Origin of the sequence: Mesorhizobium australicum (assembly GCF_900177325.1) — a bacterium.
GTDB lineage: Bacteria > Pseudomonadota > Alphaproteobacteria > Rhizobiales > Rhizobiaceae > Mesorhizobium_A > Mesorhizobium_A australicum_A.
The window spans coordinates 74479-98317 of sequence record NZ_FXBL01000003.1 but is presented as its reverse complement, the minus strand read 5'-3'; the positions used below and the strand labels follow the sequence as shown (position 1 = coordinate 98317).

The window sequence follows — 23839 nt, the reverse complement described above, 5'->3', positions numbered from 1 at the left end:
GAGTTCCCAACACGCATAGTCTCAGGCGCCGCCAAGGCCCGGGCCGTTCGGTTGTTGGGAGCTCCCAACAAACTGGCTGCCGCTGCATCGTCTCGGCGATTGCTGCTCCTTGCTGTCATCGCCGCCCCCATGCCTGCCTCACCAGCGCCTCGATCTCTGCATTGACGGCATCCAGCGACTCCATCGCCCGGTCGTACGTCGATCGTGTGAGGTTTTCCCGACCAATTTCATAGAGCGTCTGTTTGGTCAGTCCGGCGTCGGAGACCGCCGCCGATTTCACCATCGGGTTCGTCATCACATGGTCATCAAAAAGGTTTCGGAGCAGGGCGGCCACTTTTGTCTGCGGCGCGTCCTGGGGTTCGAAACGTGTCAGGAGATAGCGGATGAAGTCGAACTTCAGATCGCCTCCGGCATCTTTCACCACGCCAAGCAAATCGCGCGTCATAAGTAGGAACTGGCTCATCGACGAGACGTCCAGCATCTGCGGATGTACTGTGACGACCATACTTGTCGACGCGCACAGTCCACTCAGCGTCAGGAAACCGAGCTGAGGAGGGCAATCGATAACGACCACATCATACCGCTCCGCCACCTCGTCGAGAGCCGCAGCGACCCGCGCAAAAAAGATCGTTCCTCCCGCGCTGTTTCCGGAAGTGAGCGCCCTTGGCGTGGTATGCTCGAACTCCATCAGTTCGAGATTGCCGGGAACCAGATCAAGGCCGTCGAAATAGGTTGGACGAATGACCTCGGCGAGCGGCCGCTTGTCGTCATCGTATCGGATCGCCGCATAGAGTGTCTGGTTTGCGCCGACATCCACCTCCGGCAGCACACCCAGCAGGGCCGAAAGCGACGCCTGCGGATCAAGATCGATCGCCAGGACCCGATACCCATGTAATGCTAGATACTGAGCGAGGTGCGCGGAGGTCGTCGTTTTCCCGGACCCGCCTTTGAAATTCGTTATCGCGAGCACCTGGAGATGCTCATGCGGACGGCGGTGCGGAACAAACTCGAGCGCATCGCGTCCGCGCGTCGATTGGGCGAGATATCGGCGGATCGCGTTGATATCCGACAGAGTATAGAGACGACGCCCGTTGCTCGTCGTTTGGGGTTGCGGCCCTTCGCCAGCCAACGTCATTTTTCGCAGCGTCGAATCTGACACGCCGACGAGTTTGGCGGCCTCTCCCGACGTGAACCTGCGCAACATCTTCTGCGATGACGGGGGGAAGAGCGCCTCGCTCATCGCTTGCAGTTGAGAACTCAGCAATTCCGCCTGCGCGCCAATCGTCTCGTCCACGCTTGCGAGAAATGTTCTATCAAGTCGAGTTGCCAAGCTCACGCTTCGTTTCTTTCATCACGGATTTTTGGACGCAATCGCCATTTTGCCGTGACGATACCAACAAACCATGCTGGCGCAAGAACTTAATGGTTAACGAGTCCTTAACACGAACCGCCAGCAGAGCGAGGGTCGGAGAGGCTGCTCCGCCTTTTCTATCTGTCTTTTCAATGTGTTACCGATCTGCTTGGGGCGCGAGAGTACCAAGCTGTCGCTAACACTTCTACTAGGCTCAAGCGGCTGCTCGGCGCATGCTGGTCGCGCGCTAAGGGCGAAATCGGCCGACTCGGAACCCTCTCACCGTAGAATCACTCACAGTTTCACTAGTCGCAACCTTAGCCGAAATCAGGCCCCTTGCCCCCGTCCAACGGAACCGGACGTTTGGTGATCAGATTTGTGTCGCGCTTGACGACGCACGTGTCGTCAAGATCATGCTCAATCCAGATGGCCAGCTGTTCATCGAATGTCTCGGCCACGGCTTGTCACCGTTGGCGAGATGAGCTCGGCCGCGGGCGAGATCGTCATCAGCTGCAATCCTGGGGCAGATGACGAGCAGCCCATCATCAGGACGAACTGCCGATCGGCGGGCATCAGTTTGAGGGATTGCTGTCGCCCATCGTCTCTCGGCCGACCTTCACGATCCGCCGACGTGCGTCGAGGCTGATCCCCCTCGATGACTATGTGTCTTCCAACATCATGACGGAGCGTCAGCCGACGTCATTCGCAACGCGATTGAATCCCGGCTCAACATCGTGATCTCCGGCGGGACGAGATCGGGGCAAGACCACGCTCGCCAACGCGGTGATCTCGGAAATCGTCGAGCCTGCACCTGAGGACCGCATTGTCATCCTTGAGGACGCTTCGAAGAGTCAGCGGCGTGCTCGGTGCTGGCGGTGCTAGATCGGAAGTGAAATCTGCACCGCCGTTCCATGTCCAGGCCGCGACGCAATCGTGAGTGTCCCGCGCAAGGCTGAAACCATCTGCGCGCACCCCGCCAGGCCGAGTCCGGTATGCCTTCCAGCTTTGGTCGAGAAGAACGGCATCCTTGCACGGGCCAGTACATCTGCCGGCATACCCGGCCCGTTGTCGATGATCTCAAGCAGCAGCAGTCGTTGCCGCTTTAACGGCCTGTCTGCAATCCGTGCGACAATCTTGACCAATCCATCAGGATCTTCGCCAAGTGCGGCTTCCGCGTTCTGGAGAATCTCATCGAGCACAAGCCACATTTGCGCTGCGGGAAGACTTGCAGCGCCAGCATCACGCGCGATCCGAAGCTCCAGCGCTGTGTGTCGGCTGGCCTTCAGGTCCTCGAGCGTTTCCGAAAGTTTTTTGCAACGCACCTCAGCGTCGGCGTAGGCTACAGTGTTCAGACCAGTCGTAATGGTTTCGAGCTGCTTGACGGCCTCGCGTGCTGCAGCGAGCATTTCGGGATATCGGACAGTTTCTTCACTTTGGTAGTCGAGAAAAAACCTCAAGGCAGTGACGCGTGAACGTGTCATATGCGCGAAAAGGGTCGAGAACGAACTGAGTTGCTGGTCTCGGCGCCGGGCAAATGCATTTCGCAGATGAAGAACGGTGTAGCAAGCGGCCGCGAGCGTAAGCGCAGCAGCAAATAGGAACCTGTTCCTTGAGGCGGCCGCACCGATGTGCGAGGCCGCGTTCAGCGCCTCTGCGTGCGCGACTGCCGTGCCCGAGACCTCGAACATGCGCTGCTCCAAACCGGGCATAACCTTCAGCGCAGCGCCGAAATTTGTAGAGCCTTTCACTAAGGGATCGAGGTGGGTCTGAGCGATCGTGTGAAGCTCGTTCAACAGTTGCATATCCCGATCGCGCAGGAATTTCGGGGCATAGTCGAGCTTCAGCAGCTGGCCGACGTTCGCATCGAGCAAGAAGGTCTGGCGCGACAGGTCGCTTGATAGTCGTCCTGTAGCGGCCGATAGTTTCAGATCACCATGGATGCGAGCAAGATGCTCCCTGATTTGAGTTGTTCGCCATTGGATCTCATAGTTCTGGCTATAATTCAGATCTGACTCTGCTCGGTAGTGCTCGGAGCGAAAGAAGGCCCAAACTGAAAGGACCAGCGCTGCACCGATCGCGACGAAGGGCAGGGCAGCTTTGATGCCGGTCAGGGGGGTCATTGCACCGGTCGAACCGCGACGACGAACCAGACCCAAATGGAATTGCGGGCCGGCACGTATGCCGTCGGAAGTTCTTCATAGGGCCATACCAGGAAAATTGGACCCTGTTCTTCGGGAGCGAGCGGCGTGAAAGCCTGGTCCTGCGAACACCTCTTCGATTCACGGTCCGCATCGGTGCAGCCGCGATCGATCGCGAAAATCGGACCGTAGGAGCGGATCTCGTCCAGCGTGATCTCCGACGTGAAATTGTCGTAAGCGATGAATTGGACCGACGCGTTCGCATCGAGTTCGTGCTTACGGAGAACGTCGAGGATTCTCGGTCCCCGGAACGTGACGGTTTCTCCCTCCTTGGTCCACGGCGTGCGCGTTTCGATCGCCACGTTTTCGTATTCAGTCCTCAGCTGCTCGACGTTGTACCGAGCTGCGGGTTCGCGTGTAGCGTCCTCGATGGTGAGCACGGTTGGATCCGTGTAGGCGGCAAATGCAACTGGAATGGATCCGACGGCGCCGCTGAGGCATACAGCGAGAGTTCTAAGTCGCATGTGCAATCTCCGCATCGAACTGTCTTTCACCGTCGTCGACAGAATAGAGCACGCAAGGACCGCTTGATCCTCGCGGATCATAGATCAGCCCCTTGCGCGCAAGCGCGTCACTGATCGCCTGGACTCCAGCGAGGCCGTAAAGATGATCGTGCAGTTCGAGGAAAATGCGTTCGACGCCGGCGAGCTTTGCATGCTGTGCCAGCTCGAGTTCGGAGCCTTCGATATCCATGACCAGGACATTGATATCGTGCGCTCGGAGAAAGGTATCGATGTCGGAAGAGGGGACCTGGATGACTTGCTCGTATGGGCCCTGCTCGGCAAACCGAGAGGACATCCAGAAGTCGCTCCTTTGGAAGAACTCAACCCTGATTGGCGGCCCGGCAGCCAAGATGCCATTTGTCAGCGTAACGTTGTCGCTACAGTTCATGTCGATCACGCGTTGAGCCAAACCCGCTGTTCGAGGATCTGCTTCAAAGCTCCAAACCCGAACGCCTTCTATCGAGGCGATGATCGATGTGACCACCCCCAAGCCGGCGCCCAGTTCTAGGACCCGATCGTTCGGTTGGATCGCTCGTCGGACCCTGCGGGCTTCGTTGGCCTCGTATTGCCCACTGATCAGGGCAGACCAAATTTCCGGCGATACGTCCGCCGCGTCGATGGGGAGTTGAATACCGTGTACGTCAAGACTCATGTTATCAAAGCCCCTTCGGCAAGGGACCAAGCTTCAAGAGCTTTGCACGTGCCTGTTTGTAATATCTTTCGGCACTCGACGGATCGATATTGAACTCTTTCGCCATCTTCTCAAATATCTCTCGCCTTGTTTCCTCTGGCCTTCGCCCGAGCAACAGCTCGATGACGCGCCCTTCACGAGGTGTAAGCCCTGAAATATTGACTTCCAGAGTTTGGGCGTCGGATACCGAATAGCGCAACGGGAACGCATCTTGCGCTACCTCGCCAAGAATCTCGCACAACGTTCCGGGCGACAAACCTGTTTTCGCAACATAGGCTGAAGCCCCAAGGGCACGACACGCGATCGCTTCATCGTTGCTGTCTGATCCAGTGACGACAATATGGATAGCCGTCGGTGCGGATCGGATCACGGTCTCGACAACCAAAAGACGGTCCCGACGTGACGTTGGATCGAAGCCGGGCAGGCCTGGGTCGGTCACAACGAGATCGAAATGATCTTCGGCCAGCAAGCGTTGGGCGATCGCGAACGTTTGTGCGCCTGAGATGAAGCAATCGTCCAAGCCGGCCTGCAGTTCGGCCATGAGGGCTTGGCGCATCAGATTCTGATCTTCGACGACCAAGGCTTTGCGCATAGGAGAACTCCGAGTTCGATCCTCGTTGTGCCCTGCCCATGCCGTGAATCAACAAACGACATTCGATCAGAAATTGATAGGGATGGTCCCATCCCCCTCGGTGAAAAACGGGAGACACCCATCCCTAGCGCACCATCGCGCAGGATGTCAGGAACAGTCTAGGAGCCCAGGGCGGCTTGGTGATCCGGGAAGCACATTCCGGAATCTTCTTGGTTGAGAGAAGATGAGCGGACGTTTCGATCGGTCAAGAAGGGCAATTTCGCCGGCAATCGCCGGTCATCGACGAGCGCGCGCGCAACGGACAGCGCTCGAAGGGCTGACATGGCCAGGCTGGTCACTTCTGCGTTATCTGAATTTGATCTTCATGCGATGGCGCGAGCAACGGGCTTTGTCGAAGGTGATTCTGGTTGTTCCCGCAACCCAGGATGACGCTCGCTGTAAACTGGTCTATCTCATGGCCACTATGATTGCGGACGGGACGCCCATTCAATCGGATGACGTCGCCAAAGTTGTCGACACTCTGCAACCTCATCGGGACAGCCTATCCGACTGTCTCAGGAAGTCAGCGGCCTCGTCCATAAGATAGGCGCAGCACTGGCCGCTAGTCTAGCAGGTAGTCGGAGCCAGGAGGCATCGCACGCCGGGAGCTATCGCTTCAGATTGAACCAATGCCGCGTGACGTTGCCATCGTCATGGGTGATGTCGAAGTAATACGGATCCTCACGCATTCGCCTAGACATGGTGAGGGTCTGCTCGCAACCATCGCGCCCACCGAAGCCTGAGGGGCACGTATTTCGAACCTGTGCGCAGAGGTCGGGTTGTCCAGCGCCGTGGTCCTGGTTGCTTGATCCAACGCTCCATCCAGCAGGGCATTCGTGGTACGCTTCATAGCCTGGCTTTCCGGTGCCGGCTTCCGGGCAGGTCGGCCACGAAAATCCCCAGCCTCGCATCGCCGAGATCAGCCGATACATCGGTGGGTGGCACGCCGGTACGCCCCGCCAGGATGGATCGGATGACGAGGCGCAGAGAAGGACTTCGCATCCCCACTCGCTCGCTTCGGCGCGATCGCCGAGCCAAAACCACGGGGCTGCGGACAGGGCCGCTGCAATCGCTATACGCCTGAGCGGGTTCAAAGGATGTCTCCTCAAACGAGCCTATCGATCTGTTCGCCTCGGACGCTTGCGTACATCCTCAAACGGAGGCGAAATCTCGCTCTCGCGTTCGGCGAGCAGATTGAAATCCGCGATCGGTGGCCTTGCGAGCGTCCGGTCCACGGCCTTGCGTCGCCACTCAGGCATATCGAGCACATAGGTTGCCCACATGCCGTGCCGGGCAGACATGGCGTAGTTCTGCCAGGTCAGATATTCGGCCGGCGCCGGCGAGGTCACCCGGGCCCAGCCGACACGCAGCATTTCCAGCGCAAGATCGCGTCCGCGCACCGTGCAACGTCCGAGGAGGCCTCCATCGCCGTCGTAAGCCTGCACGAGGCAACTGACCTGGGCGTTGCCAACCATGCGCTTCAGCCACGCCTTCGCAAGAGGACCGCATGGCACTGGCTTCGGGATTGCGTCTTCGCCGTGACGGCGAGGATCGTAGGACCATTGCGGCAGCTCGCAGGCGTCGATCCAGGCCAGCCGTACCTTGTGCTGGCCGATCGGGAACCAAAGCGTTCGGCCATCGATGACAGATGTCCGGCCAGAGATTCTTGTTACCGCGCTCAAGGCGGGAACCGATCCTGCTTTGACGGAGGATCGTGTCTGATCGTGCAGGACGTCTGCCGATTGCGCCGGATAGGGCAGCGCAGTCATCAGCAGAGCCACGATGCTCGACCTGACGGCACCCGACGTCATGGCGCGGTCCCTCCACCGGCAGCCCTTTGACCGAGCAGCAGCGCCGGGTGCTGGACATCGTCGAATTGCCAGAGACCGACCTTCTTTTCCCGGGCGCCCTGCTCCACCACGGCATAGGGAGCGTGGTGGGGCAAGCCGCGCCCATCGAGGGAGGCGAAGGCAAAGCCTGAGGAAATCATTAGATTGGCGAGGTCCAGCCGGTCGGTGCCGATCGTTGCGTAGCAGGACACGAAGATCGTTCCAGCCGATTGCGCGACTTGCGCACAGACGGGATGCGTATCTGCGATGTAGGCGGCAAAAACCGCCAGGGATGCCTCCCCGCAGTCACGATGAGCGCCCGACCTATCGGTGTAAACTGTACCGCGCAGACAGGCCTGCACGCCGAAGAGACGGAAATGTCGGCCGTCGTCCTGCCAACTGTCTCCGCTTTCGAGCGTCACGCCTGGTTTCAGTTCGAAGTAGCCCTCCGGCGGTGCGGCCGTTGCCGGCGTCAAGCCAACGGTCAGTGACAAGAAGAGGGCAGGGGACTTCATTGGCCCGCAACCCTTGGATCAGCCCACATCCCGTAGCCGCGGCGACCGATGTCCTCGGCCTCTTTCAGATCGGCTCTTGCGGGTGTCCCGTCCGGCCGCTTTGCGATGCGGTGAGTGCCGAGCGAAACCAGCTGCTCCTCGAACATGTCGACGCTGTCCATACTGCCGGGGTAGTGGTAGTAGCCGTAGCAGGTGGCGTCCTGCGCCCGCGCGCCGGTCTCACTGACAAAAGCGCGGCAGTAAATCACGCGTGGCGACTGGAGGAGCGTTGCCAGACCCTGGCGAGCGTAGTCGTCGCAGGACCCGGCAAAGTCTTCCTTGCGATTGACCATGTCGCCCTTGCACGGCTCGATCCCGTAGAGGTGCACCGTCAGATTGGCGTCGACGCGGAAGTCAGTAGGCGACACGGTGTTGAACCCAGAAGCCGACGCATAGCCTTTGCGCTCCGATACTTTCCCCTGGCCGTCATAGTATTCCATGACCAGGACGGTCTTCCCGGGTGCCGCGAGTGAACGGATATAGGCTTCGTCCACCGGCCCGGCCGCAAAGGCCGGCAGGCATGCGCTTATCGCCGCCAGGCAACCGGCCGCTCGTCTCATTCGATGTCGCCTCCAGGTTGTCACTGTGCTCGACATTGACCTGCCTCCTTTCCCTTTGCAAGAAAAATCACAATCAAATTGACATTGTTTTTTCCGTCGCCTAACCATTTGAGCATCTGTCGTGTCAAGGCATTGGATGCGGACCCATGGGAAGCCAAGCAAAATCACCATCGATAGCGCCGCTTCTAGCCGTGACAGTCCTCACGAGCATGTGCGTTGTCCCAGGCCGGGCAGCATCGGCGTCCGAATTGGCCGCACCCACACTTCTCCAGCACCAGAACGCCGAGACAGACCGGCAAGGGGATGACGTCCCGTCCTCGACCGACACGGTTGCCGAAGCTCGTTGGGCGCGGATGCAGGACGACTATGTGTTGGGCGCGGGTGGCCAGATCGTTCTCCGGCACGAGGCACCCGAGCCGATCGGCGTGCCAGCAGCCGAGGCCGCCGGGCTCGAATTCAACAACGATCATTTTGATGGTGGCGCTCTGTCCGGAATGCCGGAGTGCGGGCCGTCGCCGGCGACGCCTGCCGAGATCGCCCGTCTCGTCATCGAGGCGGCGCAGCGGCACAATGTCGACGCGGAATTCGCCGTCGCGGTTGTGACCGCCGAAAGCCGGCTCGATCGGCTGCGCAACTCGCCCAAAGGTGCGCGTGGGCCAATGCAGCTCATGCCAGCGACGGCCGAGCGATTCGGTGTGACCGATATCTGTGATCCGGAACAGAATATCGAGGGCGGAGTCCGCTACCTCCGCGAGTTGACCGACGAGTTCCGCAATCCCCTCCTCGTCGCCGCTGCCTACAATGCCGGCGAGGGACGTGTGCGCGAGCACGGCGGCATGCCGCCCTTCAAGGAAACTCTGCGGTACGTCGCCGAAGTCCTCAACATCCAGATGGGCCTTGAGGGAAGCGGTGCGGCTGCGAGCAAACAGGGTGACGTTGCCGATGAGCAGCGATCGAGCCCCGCCCGCGGAGTCATCACGACGCGCGAACGCCGCCAATGGGTCGGCGGTGTCATGCATTTTTAGCCGGAGGTTACCCATGAACGCCATTTCCTATTCGCCCACTGCTCGGCCGGTGCCAATGCCGATTGCATTCACCACGATGCTGGCCATCTGTCTGGTGTTTGCGGAGCCGGCATTCGCGCAATCCTCTGGCGCCTTTGCGCCGCTGGAAACCGCGGTCCAGATGATCGTCGATTTTATTACCGGGCCGTTCGGACGGCTTCTCGCCATCATAGCGGTGATCGCGCTCGGCTTTCTCGCTTTCGCCGGACGTCTCTCCTGGTTTACCGCCGGCGCAGTCGTTCTGGGCATCGGCCTGGTCTTCGGCGCGCCGGCGATCGTCGACGAGATGATCGCTGCCGTAGGGAACTGAGCCATGCCCGAGTTCACCGACGAAAAGCCGCATCTGACGCCACTGGTGATCGGCCTGACACGGCCGCCAATGATGTGGGGCATACCTCTCAACGCCTTCTATATCATCGTCGGCTTCACGCTGATCGCCTTCCTCGTGAGCACGAGCTTCTGGTCGGCGCTGATCGCACCGCTGATCTATCTCGCTCTCTTCGCCTTCTGCAGCCGCGACATCCGGATTCTCGATCTTGCGCAGATTGTCGGCCGCCGCACACCGCGCACGCCGAACCGTCTGTTCTGGCGCACCAACTCGTACGGGCCATGATCATGTTGAACGTCGTCGCCGAAGAGCTGGGATTTGGACGTGAGCGCCGGCGCGAGCGGCTCATGTCGACCCACATTCCGTATCTGCGCCATGTCGCCGACACCGTCATCCGGCTCGAAAGCGGTGCGATCCTGTCCGTGATCAAGCTGGATGGACTGTTCTTCCAGACCGAAGACCAGGCCGAACTCAATATGCGCGCGGCCGTCCAGAACACGCTGATCCGAGCGCTCGGCTCGAGCCGCTATTCGCTCTGGTCGACGGTGATCCGTAAAGAGCTCAAACCCTCGATCGGCGGAGCCTTCTCGGACCCGTTCTGCGAACTTCTGAACACGCGCTATATGGCATCGCTGCGCGACAAGCGCATGTTCACCAACGAGCTCTACCTCACGATCGTCCGTTCCGGAATGCGTGGTGCGCTCGGCGCCGCCGAAGGATTCTCGCGACTACTCGATCGCTCCTCCGGCGAAGAAGTCCTTGAGCAGCGACTGCAGGAACGCATCAACGAGCTCGAAGAAATCGTCGGCAACGTCACGCGCGAGTTGCAAAAGTACGGCGCGCGTCCGCTTGGCGTTGTTTGCCGCGATGGCGAGCCGTACACGGAGCCTTGCGCCTTCATCAACACGCTGCTCACCTGCGGCGTCGCGCGCGAGATGCGCCTGCCCCGCATGGGCATCCGCAGCTATGTCGGTACGTCGCGCCTGCACTTTTCCAAGCGCACGATGCAGGCGCAGGGACCGACCGAGGTCGAGAACCGCTTCGGCGCGATGCTGTCGATCAAGGAATACCCCCCATTTTCCGGGCCCGGGATGCTCGACGGCCTCCTGCAGATGAACCACGAGTTCATCTGCACCCAGTCGTTCACACTTGCCGACAAGCCGATCGCGCAGGAGCGCATCTCTCGGCTGCAGCGCCAGATCCACGCATCGGACGAATCTGGCAGCACGGTCGAAACCGATATCGACTTCGCGCTCAACAGCCTGCTTAACCAGGAGGCTGTGTTCGGCTACCACCATTTCAGCCTGCTCTGCCTTTCGCGCGAACTCGCCGGTCTCGACAAGGCCGTCGCCGAGCTCGGCTCCTGCCTCACCGACATGAACATCAACTGGCTGCGCGAAGACCTCAACATGGAGGCCTCGTTCTGGGCGCAGCTGCCGGGCAATCACGCCTACATCGCGCGTTCCTGCATGCTGTCGAGCGCGAACTTTTCGGGGTTTTCGTCGCTGCACAATTTCGCGACCGGGAAGGCTTCGGACGTCCATTGGGGCCTGCCGATCTCGATCCTCGAAACGACGTCGCAGACACCCTATTGGTTCAATTTCCACCAACGCGACATCGGCCATTTCTTGGTGACCGGCCCGACCGGGTCGGGCAAGACCGTGGCGCTCACTTTTCTGCTTGCACAGGCTTTCCGGATTTCCCCCGAGCCGCGTGCGGTGTTCTTCGACAAAGATCGCGGCGCGGAAATCTTCATTCGTGCCGTCGGCGGAGACTATGAGGTGCTCCAGCCTGGCATCGCGACCGGCTTCAATCCGCTGCAGATCGAGAACAACGCAACCAATCGCGAGTTTCTGCACCGCCTGCTCAAGGCCATGCTCGACCCGGCCGACGGCCACGGCTTTTCCCAGGACGAAGAGGACACGCTGGAGCGGGCGATCGGGCGCATTTGCCAGGAACCGGTCGAACAGCGCACGCTTGCCAATCTCTCCGGCCTGTTGATGGGTCGCGCGCGCTCCGACGCCAACGATCTCAAGTCACGTCTGCGTCCCTGGTTCGAGGGCGAGAAGGCGTGGCTGTTCAACGCGCCGAAGGACGTCCTGTCCTTCTCCAGTCGTCGGATCTTTGGTTTCGACATGACGCACATCCTTGACAATCAGGAGGTGCGCACGCCGGCGCTGATGTACCTCTACCACCGGCTGGACGAGTTGCTTACCGGCGAGCCCGTTCTCATCTTCATGGATGAGGGCTGGAAGCTTCTCCAAGATCCGGTCTTCTCCAACTACATCGTCGACAAGATGAAGACGATCCGGAAGCTCAACGGGATCGTCGGGTTCGGCACACAGTCGGCGGCCGACATTGCACGCTCGCCGCAATCGCATACGCTGATCGAGCAGTCCGCGACCAATCTGCATTTCCCCAACCCACGCGCGGATGAGGAAAGCTACATCCGGCGCTTCGGACTGACCGCCAAGGAATATGCCTTCATCCGCAACACGCCGCCGGAGCGGCGAACATTTTTGATCAAGCACGGCAACGACTCCGTCATTGCCAGGCTCGACCTCACCTCCATGCCGGATCTCGTTCGCGTGATGTCCGGCCGCAAGGAGACGATCGAGCAATGTGCAGCGCTTCGCGCACAGCTCGGTGACGATCCGGCGACTTGGCTGCCAGTGTTCTGCGGTTGGGAGCAAGCGGCATGATCAGACGTCTTTCCCTGCTTATGGCCGTCGTCGCGTCACCCGCCTTTGCTGACATTCCGACCATCGACAGCACTGTGCTCGACGAGCGCCAGGATCGCGACCGGAAAACCGGCGAGATCGAGAAGGTCGACGAGGAACGCTACGTCAACAACCAGAGCGTGACCTGCTCAATGTACCGGCCGGGACGGAAGGATGATCCGGTCGCAGCGGCGAATGCCAATCCGGCGATCGCCGGGCTGGTTCGTCGGATTGCGCGCGAGGAGGGCGTCGACGAAAACCAGTTCCTGGCGCTCGTCTACCAGGAAAGCCGCTTCAACGCCTGCGCCAAATCTCCAGCGGGGGCGATTGGCCTAGCCCAGCTGATGCCCGGCACGGCTGGCGACCTCGGCGTCGACCCCTACAATATCGAGCAGAACCTGCGCGGCGGTGCGCGCTACTACAAGCAGCAGCTTCGCAAGTACAATGGCAATGTCTCGCTGGCGCTTGCCGCCTACAATGCCGGCGCTGGCAATGTGAACAAATATGGCGGCATTCCGCCGTTCGGGGAAACGCAGGGCTATGTCGCCAACATAACCCAAAAATGGCTGCCGGCCTTCGGGGGCTCCGACAAATCGGGCATTCCGCTCAACTATGGCGGTGGCGGCGCCTATGCGGGCGCCCGGACCAGCACCATGAACGCAATGGGCCTGACCGCGGCGATCGGGGAGGGGTCCGGCAATGTCACGTCCTGGCTGACGCAACTCGGCGATATGGGCGCCGGCACGGTCCAGGACAGCTGGGACCACAATTCGGGTGCGCGCAACGCCAACATCGAACTCATTAACCGGCTGATCCTGCTCGGGACGGCGTTTGCCGATCTCACCAATTCGAGCAATGCCATGACGCTTGGTGACGTGTCCGGCACGAATCGATCGACGCGTTACGAGACGGGCAAAGATGACGACGATCGGCGCGTGGCCGGCTTTTGCGACGTTCGCGAGGGCTTCGTCTGGGATGTCGACGCGAGGGCCTGTGTCCAGCGTATCGACCAACAAGCGGACCTGCTTCTCGAGACTCAGTGATGGAGACCGATATGAAACGTTCCTTGGCAATCTTGGGCTTAGTTGGCGCAGGCATCGCGCCGGCGGCAGCTGACATCCCGGTCATCGACAAGACCAACTACGCGGTCGCGCGCGATACGGCAGAAAAGACCGGCAAGATTCTTGATACGAACAAGGAAATCCTCACGACGGTCGAGGAGACCCTGAAGGTCGTCACCGGTGACCGCGGCGGCGACGCTGGTCCTCTCAAAGATATCGCGATCGGCAATGGCTTTAGCGTCTCCTCCATGCCGTCCTTCGACAGCATCCTCAAGGGCGGGATCGCCGATTTCGGGTCGCTCGATCCCAAAGTAGTGGAAGCCGCGACGCTGTTCATCAACGGCTTGCAGCTCGTCCGTTCGCTCTCAGGCAAGGACAATAGCTCGTTGGCCAGCGACAAATCCTACGAGGAACTGATGAAAACGGTGATGGGCGTCTCGGCTCTGATCACCGGTTCTCAAGCTGCCGTCGAAACGCGCCGCTCGGCCCTCGAAACCGCCGGCGGCGACATCGGCAAGGCCGAGGACATCAAGGGCTCGATCGACCAGAACACGCAGCTTCAGGTCCAGACGGGACTTACGCTCAACGAGATGATCGGCGTGCTCAACGCCGGTGTGCAGTCGCTGCACGCCGAAAACCAGCGCAAGCTGACCGACATGTCGAACACCAAAAAGGCGTTGCGGTACGAATGAGAGGGCGGCAGTTCATCTCGACCACAATGGTGTTCGCACTGGCCATTCTCGCCAGCGGGTGCGGCACACCGCGCGAGAAGACGGCGCCGTGCAAACGACCGGCCAATTTGTCGAGCTATGCCACCACCGGGGACGAGTGCGGCCCGACAATGTCCGTCAATACGGACAGGGCAGCCGCATTGGCGGCGATCAAGGATCTGGCGTCCATGGAAGAAGAATAGGGCAGGGCGGTGGACGACTTCATTGGCGAACTGCTGGATCGGATCGACGCGTCGGGGCAGAATTTCTCTCAAAGCGCCTATGAGGCTCTGAGCCAGGACCTCGAGCCACTTCTTCGTCTGCTCTTCATTCTGACCGTCCTGTTCTACGGCGTACAGCTTTTCCTCGGCACCTCGCGCTTGAGCATCTCCGAGATCATCGGAAGGCTGGTGCGCGTCTTCGTCATCCTGATTCTCGTCGGCACCTGGTCGAACTTTAACGACCTTGTCTATGACTGGCTGACCACGGTCCCGGAGGCAGCCGGCCGCGCCATCCTGGCGGCATCAAACACTGGAGTGACCGAGCCCACGAATGGGCTGTCGCAGATCTGGAAGACGGCGAACACTGCCGCCGCGGCCTTCTCGGAGCAGGCCGGCTATCTGTCCGTGCTGCCGGCCTTGATCGGCATGATCATCATGGTGTTTGCGGGGTTGTTCGTCGCGATCGCGCTCGGCATTCTGGTGCTCGCCAAGGTCGTCCTGTGGGTATTGCTGGGCACCGCACCCATCTTCATCGCCTGCTTCTTCTTCGATGCGACGCGCAGCTATGCGATGGGGTGGCTCAACCAGTCGCTGCTCTACGCGATCATCCCGCTCTTCGTGTACGTGATCGCGGCGTTCCTGATCGCGGCGATGGAGCCCGAGTTGACCGCCATCGACAGCATCTCCGGCGATCGCGAGCTGAAGCTGAGCGATTTCGCTGCCTTCATCATGCTTTGTCTCGCCGGCAGTTTCGTTCTTCTGCAGGTGCAATCGCTCGCCCAGGGCATAGCTGGCGGCCTGGCGACACCGGTCGGGCCGCGTTCGCGGCAGCTGACAACGCAAGGGATTTTCTGGAGTCGCGCCGCCATTGGAACATCCGCCCGCCAGACGCAGGCGGCGGTCCATCGGGTCCAGGCCCGACTTCACTCACCACGACAGGACGGCGCGGGCGCCTCCATGCAGCGCGCGATCACGTCAAACGGAACCCCGAGGCAACCCTGATCGGCGAGACGATGCACGATCTGACACGACAGGAACAGCGCAAGGATGGCCGAAAAATCCGAATCCGCGTTGCGGTCCTATTTCCAGCAAGGCGACATCTGGGAGCAGGAGATCATCAAGCGGGCGAAGCGTACAGCGGGCGTCGCCTGGTTCTTCTCGATTGTCTTTGCCGGGATTGCCCTGCTCAGCCTGCTCGCGGTGGTGCTGATGCTGCCTCTGAAGAGCTTCGAGCCCTATGTCGTCACCGTCGACCGGACCACGGGCTACATCGAGGTAAAGTCCGGCCTGACAAGGCCGGCAAATCTCACCGAGCAACAAGCGATCACGCAAGCCAATGTCGTGCGCTACATCCGTGCCCGCGAAGGCTACGATCCCTACGCCATCACCGAGAATTTTGGTATCGCGGCGCTGCTCTCCGCAGACGAGGCGGCCCGCGAGCTGCAGACCCTCTACAGCGCGGCCAACGCGCAGAACCCCACAAAGGTCTATGGCCGGCTGAAGCGGGTCCTCGTCGAGATCAAGTCCGTGACGTTCCCGAACGCCAGTACGGCGATCGTCAGGTTCTCCACCAACGAACGCAGCGACACAGAATCGATCGTCCGTCATTGGATATCGGTCGTACGTTTCCGCTACACGGACACGCCGACCCGCAACGAATGGCGCTTCGAGAACCCTCTTGGCTTCCAGGTCTATTCCTACCGCCGGGATCAGGAAACGGTCACGTCCGGAGATGCGAAATGAGGGGCCGCTGCTGGACGGCTGCTCTCATTCTGTACGGCGCGCTGTGGCCCGCGATGGCCGCGCAGACGCCGAAGGGCGGTTCCCTCGATGCACGAGTCACCAGCGTCACCTATCAGGAGAACAACGTCGTCCAGGTTTTTGCGACGTACGGCATTTCGACCATGATCATCTTCGACGAGGACGAGAAGTTCGAAACGATCTCGCTTGGCGACACGGAAAGCTGGCAGGTCGTGCCGGCCGAGAAAGGCAATATCCTTTTTGTGAAACCAATCGCGAAAGACGTCGTGACGAACATGAACGTCGTCACCGACAAGCGCATCTACTATCTCGAACTGCACGATTTCGCGCCCGAAGCCGGCCGCAAGGTCTTTGGAATCCGCTTTCACTATCCGGAAAAAAACCTCAACGCCGCCTTGCGGCAGGAGGCCGAACAACGCGCCGCATGGCCGAACATCTCCGGTATCGACAAGGCCAACGTCAACATCGACTATTCGTTCTCCGGTGATGCCCGCCTGAAGCCGCTGATGGTCTTCGATGACGGCAACAAGACCTTCTTCAAGTTCGACCGCCGGGTTCCCGCGATCTTCGCCGTCAACTCGGATTTCTCCGAAACGCTCCGGAATTTCCGCAGGGAGGGGGAGTACATCGTCGTCGATGGGACGGCGACCCAGTTCACCTTGCGCGACGGCGACCGGTGGATTTGCATCTTCAATCTCAGAAAGCCGGATTTCGCGGCACCCGACGCCACAATCCTCGGTCCGGTCGAAGATGACAAGGCAAAACGCCGACGTCGGAGCGGAAACTGATGAAGCGCTCCCCCGAACTCGAAGCGCTGGCCGACAATGACGAACCCGTCGTCGCCGACAACACCGTTCGCCGTAAGCAACTCGTCGGTGGCGCCGTTCTGGTCCTGCTCGGTCTCCTCGCCGGATATCTGGTTCTGGCCGGCAGGCAGCCACCCGTCCGCGACATGCTCGACGGGGACGAGGAGTTCACCACCACCACGTTTCGTCCGCCGTCCTTTGTACGCGAGAGCGAGCCGGAGCCGGACCCTCCGGTGCCGGAAGTCGTGCAGATTCCGCCGCCACCACCGCCGCCTCCTCCGGCCGAAGAGCCTGACACGACCGAGTTCGAGGTGCCACCGCCCCCTGTTCCCGGCGCGCCCCCGCCGCCGGAAGCGATCGAAGCGCCGGCTGACGAATTTCCCGAGCGCTACCGGTCGAGACTGGTGGTGGTCGACAATGCGTCCTCAGGCGGACAAGGCAGCTTGACCGATAGTAATGGAGAGGGGCTCACCGTCGCCGGTGAGGATCGCAGCAGCAAGTTTCTGGCCGCGGCATCCAGCATTGGTGACCGCAGCGCCAGAGCCCGGAAGATCGAACGAATCGATGCTGTTGTTCCGGAGGGCACGCTGATCGCCGGCATCCTCGAGACGGCCATCGTCAGCGACCTCCCGGGGCAGGTGAGGGCAATCGTCTCGCAGGACGTCTATTCTTTCGACGGCCGGCGCATTCTGATCCCCACCGGCACCCGTCTCATCGGAGAGTACCAGTCCGAGATCACGCGCGGTCAGACGCGGATCTTCGTGGTCTGGACCCGAATGCTGCGCGATGACGGCGTATCGGTCCGGCTGAACTCGATCGGCGCCGACAGCCTGGGCCGTGCCGGTCTGACCGGGCGAGTCGACAAGAAGTTCCGCGAGCGCTTCGGCGCTGCCATCCTCCTGTCGATCGTCGGCGCCGGCGCCAGCTACCTGACCGGTTACGGCAGCGAGGCCGCGGCCGGAGACAGCGACGATGCGCAGAACGCTGAGGAGCTCGCCCGTGAGACCCTCGCGCAGACCTTCGCCGACATGGCCAACCAGGCATTGGGAGATTCCTTGCGGATTCCACCGACGATCAGCGTCAGCCAGGGCGAGCGCATCTTCGTCTTCGTCCGCCAGGACCTCGACTTTTCCGCCATGTACGAGGATCCCGTCACCGAGGCGCTGAGGGAGATCCGTCGTGAACGTAATCTCGACTAGCTTTGCCGCCGAGCAGAAACACCACTTTTTGAACCGGGCGCTAGAACCCCTGCGCGTCTTCCTCGACGACAGCCAGGTCGTCGAGATCTCCATCAACTCGCCCGGTCATGTCTATGTCGAACGACTGGCCTCGGCCCACATGGAACACTATGAAATACCCGAGCTCACGGCCGACGAGATCGTCAATATCGGCGAGCGTGTGGCGGCCACGACCAATCAGTTCATCAACCGGGCGAGCCCTATCCTCAGCGCCGCCCTACCGACAGGAGAGCGGATACAGGTTGTCCTGCCACCCGCGGCAGCGAATGGTGGCGCCGTTTCGATTCGCAAGCAGGTCATCAGCAACTTCACGCTCGACGATTATCGCGATCAGGGATCGCTCGATCAGGTGACGGTCGCTGTCGGCGGCCTCAGCGAGACCGATCATGCCTTGATCGAGCAACTGTCTGCCAGGGACATCTACCGCTTCATTCGGACGGCGATCATCAATCGCGTCTCCATCCTGATCAGCGGCGGCACCTCAAGCGGCAAGACGACATTCCTCAATGCCTGCCTCAAATCGGTCGACCCGCACGAGCGGATCATCACGTTGGAGGATACACGGGAGCTGTTCCCGCCTCAGGACAACGCGGTGCACCTGCTCGCCTCTCGAGGCGACCAGGGAACCGCCAGCGTGACGATCCAGTCCTTGCTCGAAGCCTCTCTGCGCATGCGACCCGATCGGCTTTTCGTCGGAGAGGTCAGGGGTTCGGAGGCATTCGCGTTCCTGCGCGCCATCAATACCGGTCACCCGGGCTCCATGTCGACGGTCCATGCCGACACGCCGCTCGGAGCCTATGAGCAGCTTGCCATGATGGTTATGCAGTCCGGATTGTCAGCGGCCTACCCAAAAGCGGACCTGATCTCCTACATCCAGAGTGTCATCCCGATCGTGATCCAGCTGCGCAGGGAAGGGGGCCGGCGCGGCGTCTCGGAAATCTTCTTCGCGCGCGGACGGACGGAGCCGGCATGACCGGGTCGCTCCGCGTCTTCTATTTCGGCTTTTGCCTGACCGTCGCTTTTGCCGTCTGGCTGTTGGCCTACGGTCTTGGTTTGCAGCTGCTCTATGGGGATGGGAGAATCCTGCAGGCGACGATCACGACGAATCCGTTTGCGCCATTCCAGCAGCTGATCACCTATGGCGACAGCGGCGTCCTGCGCGTTGTGGCGCTTGGCGCTCTGGTCCCTGCGGCTTTTGTCGCAGCGATCGTCGCTTATGTTGGCCTTCGACCGAATTCGAGCCCACTCGGCGACGCCCGATTCCAGACCGCGATGACACTCCGACGCGATGGATGGTTTAGGAGGAAGGGCAAAATCCTTGGCCGTTACAGGCGCCAGGTCCTTCATGTCGACGACGATCGGCATCACCTGATCATCGGACCGACCCGATCGGGGAAGGGGGCGTGCTACGTTGTCCCGAATGCGCTCTCGCATGAAGGCTCGATGATCGTCACCGACCTCAAGGGCGAGATTTTTCGCAGCACTGCCGGCTATCGCAAGTCGAAGGGTAGTCAGGTCTTCCTCTTTGCGCCGGGATCGGAAAGGTCGCATCGCTACAATCCGCTCGACTTCATTCGGTCTGACCGCGGAGACCGCACCACCGATATCCAGAACATCGCTGCGATTCTCGTTCCGGAAGTCACCGAATCCGAGAATTCGATCTGGCAGGCCACCGCCCAGCAGCTCATCGCGGGCGCTATCAGCTACATCAACGAAAGCGTCTACTACAAGGGTCATCGGACGCTCGGCGAGGTCACGTCCTTCTTCAACAGTGACGCAAACCTTCAGGCACAGATGAGCCTTATCAAGGAACGCGAGCCGTACCTGTCTCGCTTCACGATGGAGAGCTTCAACGCCTACATCGCCCTGTCTGAGCGCGCGGCGGCATCGGCGCTGCTCGACATCCAGAAGGCGCTACGGCCGTTCCGCAACGAGCGCGTCGTGGCAGCGACATCGGTGACCGACATGGACCTGCGTGCTTTGAAGCGTCGGCCGATCTCGATCTATCTCGCTCCCAACGTCACCGACATCACACTGCTACGACCGTTGCTCGCACTTTTCGTGCAGCAGACGCTGGATACGCTCATGCTCGAGCAGACGCAGCGACCGCTGCCCGTCTATTTCCTGCTCGACGAGTTCCGGCAGCTGAAGAAGATGAGCGAGATCACGACCAAGCTCCCCTATGTAGCCGGATACAATATCAAAATGGCTTTCGTGATCCAGGACCTGAAGAATTTGGACGAGATTTACGGCGAAACCTCTCGTCACTCTTTGATGGGCAATTGCGGGTACCAGCTCGTCTTCGGCGCCAACGACCAGGTGACGGCGGAAGCCGTTTCGAAAGGCCTCGGCAAGCGCACCGTCCGCTACAAGACCGAATCCCGCACAATCGAGCTGATGGGCCTACATCGCCGTACAAAGGTCGAGCAATTGAGAGAGCGTGACCTGATGATGCCGCAGGAGGTGCGGCAGATGCCGGGAGACAAAATGATCATCCTGGCCGAGGGGCAGGGGCCGATCTTCGCCGACAAGCTGCGGTTCTTCCGGACGGCGCCGTTCCGCGAGATGGAAAGGTTCTCTCAGACACATGTGCCGGACGTGCCGGCAACCGAGTTTCTGCCTTCGCGGCCGGTGCCTGCAACGACCTTCCGGTACTCAGGGGAAGACGCAGACACGGTCAAAGCCGAGGGGCAGAAGACCGAAACGGAGAACAACGAGAAACCACGTGCTCGAAAACGCTTGGGAACATCGAATGCTCATGCGGGCGGTCGCGAACAGGAGCCTTCGATGTCTGCTGTCCGGAGAATGTCGCCGCGAGCGGCCAGTTCCAGGAGCGCGACGCCCGGAACACTCGACGCGGACTTCGCCAAGGCCGCCCGCCGATTGAAAACACTCGCCAAATCCACGGCGAAATCCGGAAGTCGACGGGGTACGCCGAACAACTGGGGACACATATTCGACGAGACGGTACCCGACGAAACGGAAATCGCCGAGGCTGAGGCCGTCTGACAGGTCCAAACGGTCGGTTCCCACTTTACTTCGTCTGGCGTCTCATTATATATTCTTCGTAAGGAGAATGATTATGAGCGCCATTCATCGTGAATACACTCCTGCAGAGGCTGCCGCGGTCAGTGGGGTGGCGGTCAAGTCTGTTCACAACGCTATCGACAAGCGGATCATCTCAAAAGGCGCTGCGAGCTCCCGGGGAAGAGCGCTGACCGATGACGACCTCCTGCGGCTGAAGCTGTGGTATGGCGTCGGCTCAATCCTATCCGCCGAGCGACGGAAGCGTTTGTTCGAGGCTATTGCGAACGACCCCGCCACAGAGACGGTCCGTGCGGATGACTACCTGATCGTTGACGTAGCGCGGGCCAGGGAACAACTTGCTGAGCGTGCCGATGCCTTGCGCGAAGCTGAAGATCTCATTCGAAGTGTAAAGGGCATTCTCGGTGGCGAACCGGTTTTCCGGGGTACCCGCGTACCAGTCCGGACGATCGCGAGTATGAAAGCGCAAGGTGCAAACGTCGATGAGATACTCGGGGGCTATCCGGCGCTCACTTCTCGTATGGTCGACCTTGCGGAGATATGGACTGCGGCACATCCGGCTCGCGGACGCCCGAAAAAGCTGTCAGAGCAAGGTTTCAGGGTAAAGGACACAAAGACAGTCCAACTGAAGCGCATATCCGATCCGAAATCGCATGGCGGGATTTCGTGAGGTTCTTGATCGATGAGTGCCTTCACACGACACTCGTGGCCGTGGCGCAGAACCGCGGCCACGAATGTTTTCATGTGAATTGGCTCGGGCTGAGCGGCGAGACTGATTGGGACTTAATGCCTCGCATCGTCGATGAGAATTTCACGTTCGTCACGAACAACGCGCGTGATTTCCGAAAGCTGTATGCGAACGAGGAATTGCATGCCGGTCTCGTGATCATCGTGCCGCAGCTGCTCCCGGCGCGCCAGCGCGACTTGTTTGAAGCGGTGCTCGCCGAACTGGAACCAGAGGGGGAACTCGTCAACGAGGTCATAGAGATCACGCTGGATGGAGATGTTGCGGAAATGACCCGTTACAGTCTTCCTGAAGTGGAATAATAACAATAATATCAATGGCTTAGTTCCATGAAAAGACTTATGCGACATAGCAATATTGCTGATTTTCATGAGCGAGCGCGAGCTGCAACGCATCGAGGTTCTGTCGAAAGTTCTGGAGCGGCGCATGACGGTCGTCTCGGCGGCGCATGTTCTGGATCTGACGACGCGTCAGGTCCAGCGTCTGCTGAAGGCGTTCCGGTCCGAAGGCGCCGCAGCACTTCGGCACAAGGCTCGAGGACGACCGTCGAACCATCGATATGTCGCCGGCGTCAGCGACCTGGCGGTTCGGTTGGTTCGGGAACACTATCTCGACTTTGGGCCCACCTTGGCGGCCGAGAAGCTGGCGGCGAACCACGGCCTGTTCGTGTCGCGCGAGACGCTGCGCAAATGGATGACGGAAGCCGGAATCTGGCTGTCGCGCAAGCAGCGCAGGACGTTCCATCAGCCGAGATTGCGGCGGGAGTCATACGGCGAACTGGTGCAGATCGACGGCAGCGATCACCGTTGGTTCGAGGAGCGGGGCGATCCGTGCACCCTGCTCGTCTTCATCGACGATGCCACGAGCAAGCTCCAGCAGCTTCGCTTTGTGAGGTCGGAGAGCACGTTCAGCTACTTCGAGGCGCTCGAGCTCTATCTGAAGGCACACGGCTGCCCGGTCGCATTCTATTCCGATAAGCACACGGTGTTTCGTGTCGCCAAGAAGGATGCCAAGGCAGGCCGCGGCATGACCCAGTTCGGCCGCGCATTGTCGGAACTCAACATCGAGATCCTGTGCGCCAATTCGAGCCAGGCCAAGGGCCGTGTCGAGCGGGTCAATCGGACCCTGCAGGACCGGCTTGTGAAGGAACTGCGCCTTGCCCGCATATCGGATATCGAGACTGGCAATGCTTTCCTGCCGTCGTTCATGGCCGACTTCAATTCGAGGTTCGCGAAGGTCCCTGCCCGGCTGGACAATCTGCATCGCGCGTTGAATGTTGCGCCGGATCGGCTGCGTGACGTGCTGTGCAAGCGCGAGCTGCGTTATGTCAGCCAGCAGTTGTCGTTCTCCTACTAACGCAGGCTAATCATGCTCGAGAAGAACGACATCTCGTGCGGACTGGTCGGCAAATACGTGGACATCTACGAGTTCGCTGACGGTCGCCTGGACGTTCGCTGGAAGGCGTGTTCCATGCCCTACACCGTCTTCGACAAGGAGCAGCGCGTCACGCACACGGCAATCACCGAGAACAAGCGGCTCGGCGAGGTGCTGTCCTGGATCAAAGCCCAGCAGGACGAGGCGCGGCCGGCGCCGAAGATCAAGACGAACAGCGAGCAGAGCACCTACAGAAAGCGTGGGACGAAGCCGGGACGCAGGACGGATTTCATGAACGATCCCGCCGTCAACGCGCGGCGAGAACAGGCACTGGCAAGGTTGGCCGCAGCCGAGTTAACCGGCTCTCAAAGCTAGAGCATTTTCGTTGAATGCCGAGTCGGTTTGAGGATTCCCGTGTCGTTCGTTGTCTGATTCACTGCTCCTGGTGA

The 23839-nt window shown here is 60.4% G+C and carries 23 protein-coding genes and 2 pseudogenes; 17 read left to right on the top strand and 8 right to left on the bottom strand.

Annotated features, from left to right (window positions below; all coding sequences use genetic code 11):
- Window positions 1-115 precede the first annotated feature (115 nt).
- Window positions 116-1336: a plasmid partitioning protein RepA gene (repA, locus tag B9Z03_RS01640; protein ID WP_085462604.1), complete on the bottom strand. Its 1221-nt coding sequence runs from the start codon at window positions 1334-1336 to the stop codon at window positions 116-118.
- Between the two features lie 341 nt (window positions 1337-1677).
- Between repA and B9Z03_RS30130 the strand changes: the two are divergent.
- Window positions 1678-2206, top strand: a pseudogene (locus B9Z03_RS30130) (ATPase, T2SS/T4P/T4SS family); the annotation flags it as partial.
- A 23-nt stretch (window positions 2207-2229) separates the two neighbouring features.
- Here the strand turns inward: B9Z03_RS30130 and B9Z03_RS01630 are convergent.
- The 7 genes from B9Z03_RS01630 to B9Z03_RS01595 all read right to left on the bottom strand — a co-directional run bounded on the left by B9Z03_RS01630 (window position 2230) and on the right by B9Z03_RS01595 (window position 8317).
- Window positions 2230-3471: an ATP-binding protein gene (locus tag B9Z03_RS01630; RefSeq protein ID WP_085462603.1), complete on the bottom strand. Its 1242-nt coding sequence runs from the start codon at window positions 3469-3471 to the stop codon at window positions 2230-2232.
- On the bottom strand, window positions 3468-3929 hold the full coding sequence (locus B9Z03_RS01625; protein ID WP_244561623.1) for a hypothetical protein: 462 nt from the start codon (window positions 3927-3929) through the stop codon (window positions 3468-3470). The genes B9Z03_RS01630 and B9Z03_RS01625 overlap by 4 nt, the downstream gene beginning before the upstream one ends.
- Window positions 3930-4002: 73 nt before the next feature.
- Window positions 4003-4704: an FkbM family methyltransferase gene (locus tag B9Z03_RS01620; protein ID WP_085462601.1), complete on the bottom strand. Its 702-nt coding sequence runs from the start codon at window positions 4702-4704 to the stop codon at window positions 4003-4005.
- Between the two features lie 4 nt (window positions 4705-4708).
- Window positions 4709-5335 (bottom strand): response regulator transcription factor, encoded by a 627-nt coding sequence (locus B9Z03_RS01615; RefSeq protein WP_085462600.1) that lies wholly within the window; start codon window positions 5333-5335, stop codon window positions 4709-4711.
- A 1154-nt stretch (window positions 5336-6489) separates the two neighbouring features.
- Window positions 6490-7185, bottom strand: coding sequence for a thermonuclease family protein (locus tag B9Z03_RS01605; RefSeq protein ID WP_085462598.1), 696 nt, complete (start codon window positions 7183-7185; stop codon window positions 6490-6492).
- Complete coding sequence (locus B9Z03_RS01600) at window positions 7182-7718, bottom strand: thermonuclease family protein (protein ID WP_085462597.1); 537 nt, start codon at window positions 7716-7718, stop codon at window positions 7182-7184. Before B9Z03_RS01600 ends, B9Z03_RS01605 begins: the two co-directional genes overlap by 4 nt.
- The gene (locus tag B9Z03_RS01595; protein ID WP_085462596.1) at window positions 7715-8317 is read right to left on the bottom strand and encodes a hypothetical protein; all 603 of its coding nucleotides are present in this window, start codon (window positions 8315-8317) and stop codon (window positions 7715-7717) included. The genes B9Z03_RS01600 and B9Z03_RS01595 overlap by 4 nt, the downstream gene beginning before the upstream one ends.
- 248 nt (window positions 8318-8565) lie before the next feature.
- Here B9Z03_RS01595 and B9Z03_RS01590 point away from each other — a divergent pair, with 248 nt between their 5' ends.
- The 16 genes and pseudogenes from B9Z03_RS01590 to B9Z03_RS01515 all read left to right on the top strand — a co-directional run bounded on the left by B9Z03_RS01590 (window position 8566) and on the right by B9Z03_RS01515 (window position 23765).
- The gene (locus B9Z03_RS01590) at window positions 8566-9342 is read left to right on the top strand and encodes a lytic transglycosylase domain-containing protein (protein WP_244561622.1); all 777 of its coding nucleotides are present in this window, start codon (window positions 8566-8568) and stop codon (window positions 9340-9342) included.
- A gap of 55 nt (window positions 9343-9397) precedes the next feature.
- Complete coding sequence (locus B9Z03_RS01585) at window positions 9398-9691, top strand: TrbC/VirB2 family type IV secretion system protein (RefSeq protein ID WP_085462694.1); 294 nt, start codon at window positions 9398-9400, stop codon at window positions 9689-9691.
- A gap of 3 nt (window positions 9692-9694) precedes the next feature.
- On the top strand, window positions 9695-9994 hold the full coding sequence (locus tag B9Z03_RS01580) for a VirB3 family type IV secretion system protein (protein ID WP_085462594.1): 300 nt from the start codon (window positions 9695-9697) through the stop codon (window positions 9992-9994).
- Window positions 9995-9996: 2 nt separating this feature from the next.
- Window positions 9997-12411: a VirB4 family type IV secretion/conjugal transfer ATPase gene (locus tag B9Z03_RS01575; RefSeq protein ID WP_085462693.1), complete on the top strand. Its 2415-nt coding sequence runs from the start codon at window positions 9997-9999 to the stop codon at window positions 12409-12411.
- The gene (locus B9Z03_RS01570) at window positions 12408-13472 is read left to right on the top strand and encodes a lytic transglycosylase domain-containing protein (RefSeq protein WP_085462593.1); all 1065 of its coding nucleotides are present in this window, start codon (window positions 12408-12410) and stop codon (window positions 13470-13472) included. The genes B9Z03_RS01575 and B9Z03_RS01570 overlap by 4 nt, the downstream gene beginning before the upstream one ends.
- Before the next feature lie 11 nt (window positions 13473-13483).
- Complete coding sequence (locus B9Z03_RS01565; protein ID WP_085462692.1) at window positions 13484-14182, top strand: type IV secretion system protein; 699 nt, start codon at window positions 13484-13486, stop codon at window positions 14180-14182.
- Window positions 14179-14403, top strand: a complete 225-nt coding sequence (locus B9Z03_RS01560; RefSeq protein WP_085462592.1) for a hypothetical protein — start codon at window positions 14179-14181, stop codon at window positions 14401-14403. Before B9Z03_RS01565 ends, B9Z03_RS01560 begins: the two co-directional genes overlap by 4 nt.
- Before the next feature lie 9 nt (window positions 14404-14412).
- Window positions 14413-15423 (top strand): TrbL/VirB6 family protein, encoded by a 1011-nt coding sequence (locus B9Z03_RS01555; protein ID WP_085462591.1) that lies wholly within the window; start codon window positions 14413-14415, stop codon window positions 15421-15423.
- Window positions 15424-15468: 45 nt separating this feature from the next.
- Window positions 15469-16164, top strand: a complete 696-nt coding sequence (locus tag B9Z03_RS01550) for a VirB8 family type IV secretion system protein (protein ID WP_085462590.1) — start codon at window positions 15469-15471, stop codon at window positions 16162-16164.
- The gene (locus B9Z03_RS01545) at window positions 16161-16970 is read left to right on the top strand and encodes a TrbG/VirB9 family P-type conjugative transfer protein (protein WP_085462589.1); all 810 of its coding nucleotides are present in this window, start codon (window positions 16161-16163) and stop codon (window positions 16968-16970) included. Before B9Z03_RS01550 ends, B9Z03_RS01545 begins: the two co-directional genes overlap by 4 nt.
- Window positions 16970-18187, top strand: a complete 1218-nt coding sequence (gene virB10, locus B9Z03_RS01540) for a type IV secretion system protein VirB10 (RefSeq protein WP_085462588.1) — start codon at window positions 16970-16972, stop codon at window positions 18185-18187. Before B9Z03_RS01545 ends, virB10 begins: the two co-directional genes overlap by 1 nt.
- Window positions 18168-19199 (top strand): P-type DNA transfer ATPase VirB11, encoded by a 1032-nt coding sequence (gene virB11, locus B9Z03_RS01535; RefSeq protein WP_085462587.1) that lies wholly within the window; start codon window positions 18168-18170, stop codon window positions 19197-19199. Before virB10 ends, virB11 begins: the two co-directional genes overlap by 20 nt.
- Complete coding sequence (locus B9Z03_RS01530) at window positions 19196-21235, top strand: type IV secretory system conjugative DNA transfer family protein (protein WP_085462586.1); 2040 nt, start codon at window positions 19196-19198, stop codon at window positions 21233-21235. The genes virB11 and B9Z03_RS01530 overlap by 4 nt, the downstream gene beginning before the upstream one ends.
- A 73-nt stretch (window positions 21236-21308) precedes the next feature.
- Window positions 21309-21941: a DUF433 domain-containing protein gene (locus B9Z03_RS01525; protein WP_085462585.1), complete on the top strand. Its 633-nt coding sequence runs from the start codon at window positions 21309-21311 to the stop codon at window positions 21939-21941.
- The gene (locus B9Z03_RS01520) at window positions 21938-22318 is read left to right on the top strand and encodes a DUF5615 family PIN-like protein (protein ID WP_085462584.1); all 381 of its coding nucleotides are present in this window, start codon (window positions 21938-21940) and stop codon (window positions 22316-22318) included. The genes B9Z03_RS01525 and B9Z03_RS01520 overlap by 4 nt, the downstream gene beginning before the upstream one ends.
- 52 nt (window positions 22319-22370) lie before the next feature.
- Window positions 22371-23765 (top strand): annotated as a pseudogene (locus B9Z03_RS01515) (ISNCY family transposase).
- The last annotated feature ends 74 nt before the right edge of the window (window positions 23766-23839 follow it).

Coding starts and splice junctions, on each gene's coding strand:
- B9Z03_RS01545 (WP_085462589.1), top strand. CDS start 16,161: ATGAGGGGCCGCTGCTGGACGGCTGCTCTCATTCTGTACGGCGCGCTG.
- B9Z03_RS01525 (WP_085462585.1), top strand. CDS start 21,309: ATGAGCGCCATTCATCGTGAATACACTCCTGCAGAGGCTGCCGCGGTC.
- B9Z03_RS01595 (WP_085462596.1), bottom strand. CDS start 8,317: ATGAGACGAGCGGCCGGTTGCCTGGCGGCGATAAGCGCATGCCTGCCG.
- B9Z03_RS01570 (WP_085462593.1), top strand. CDS start 12,408: ATGATCAGACGTCTTTCCCTGCTTATGGCCGTCGTCGCGTCACCCGCC.
- B9Z03_RS01615 (WP_085462600.1), bottom strand. CDS start 5,335: ATGCGCAAAGCCTTGGTCGTCGAAGATCAGAATCTGATGCGCCAAGCC.
- B9Z03_RS01575 (WP_085462693.1), top strand. CDS start 9,997: ATGTTGAACGTCGTCGCCGAAGAGCTGGGATTTGGACGTGAGCGCCGG.
- virB10 (WP_085462588.1), top strand. CDS start 16,970: ATGAAGCGCTCCCCCGAACTCGAAGCGCTGGCCGACAATGACGAACCC.
- B9Z03_RS01580 (WP_085462594.1), top strand. CDS start 9,695: ATGCCCGAGTTCACCGACGAAAAGCCGCATCTGACGCCACTGGTGATC.
- B9Z03_RS01620 (WP_085462601.1), bottom strand. CDS start 4,704: ATGAGTCTTGACGTACACGGTATTCAACTCCCCATCGACGCGGCGGAC.
- B9Z03_RS01530 (WP_085462586.1), top strand. CDS start 19,196: ATGACCGGGTCGCTCCGCGTCTTCTATTTCGGCTTTTGCCTGACCGTC.
- B9Z03_RS01550 (WP_085462590.1), top strand. CDS start 15,469: ATGGCCGAAAAATCCGAATCCGCGTTGCGGTCCTATTTCCAGCAAGGC.
- B9Z03_RS01600 (WP_085462597.1), bottom strand. CDS start 7,718: ATGAAGTCCCCTGCCCTCTTCTTGTCACTGACCGTTGGCTTGACGCCG.
- B9Z03_RS01630 (WP_085462603.1), bottom strand. CDS start 3,471: ATGACCCCCCTGACCGGCATCAAAGCTGCCCTGCCCTTCGTCGCGATC.
- B9Z03_RS01560 (WP_085462592.1), top strand. CDS start 14,179: ATGAGAGGGCGGCAGTTCATCTCGACCACAATGGTGTTCGCACTGGCC.
- B9Z03_RS01565 (WP_085462692.1), top strand. CDS start 13,484: ATGAAACGTTCCTTGGCAATCTTGGGCTTAGTTGGCGCAGGCATCGCG.
- B9Z03_RS01585 (WP_085462694.1), top strand. CDS start 9,398: ATGCCGATTGCATTCACCACGATGCTGGCCATCTGTCTGGTGTTTGCG.
- B9Z03_RS01605 (WP_085462598.1), bottom strand. CDS start 7,185: ATGACGTCGGGTGCCGTCAGGTCGAGCATCGTGGCTCTGCTGATGACT.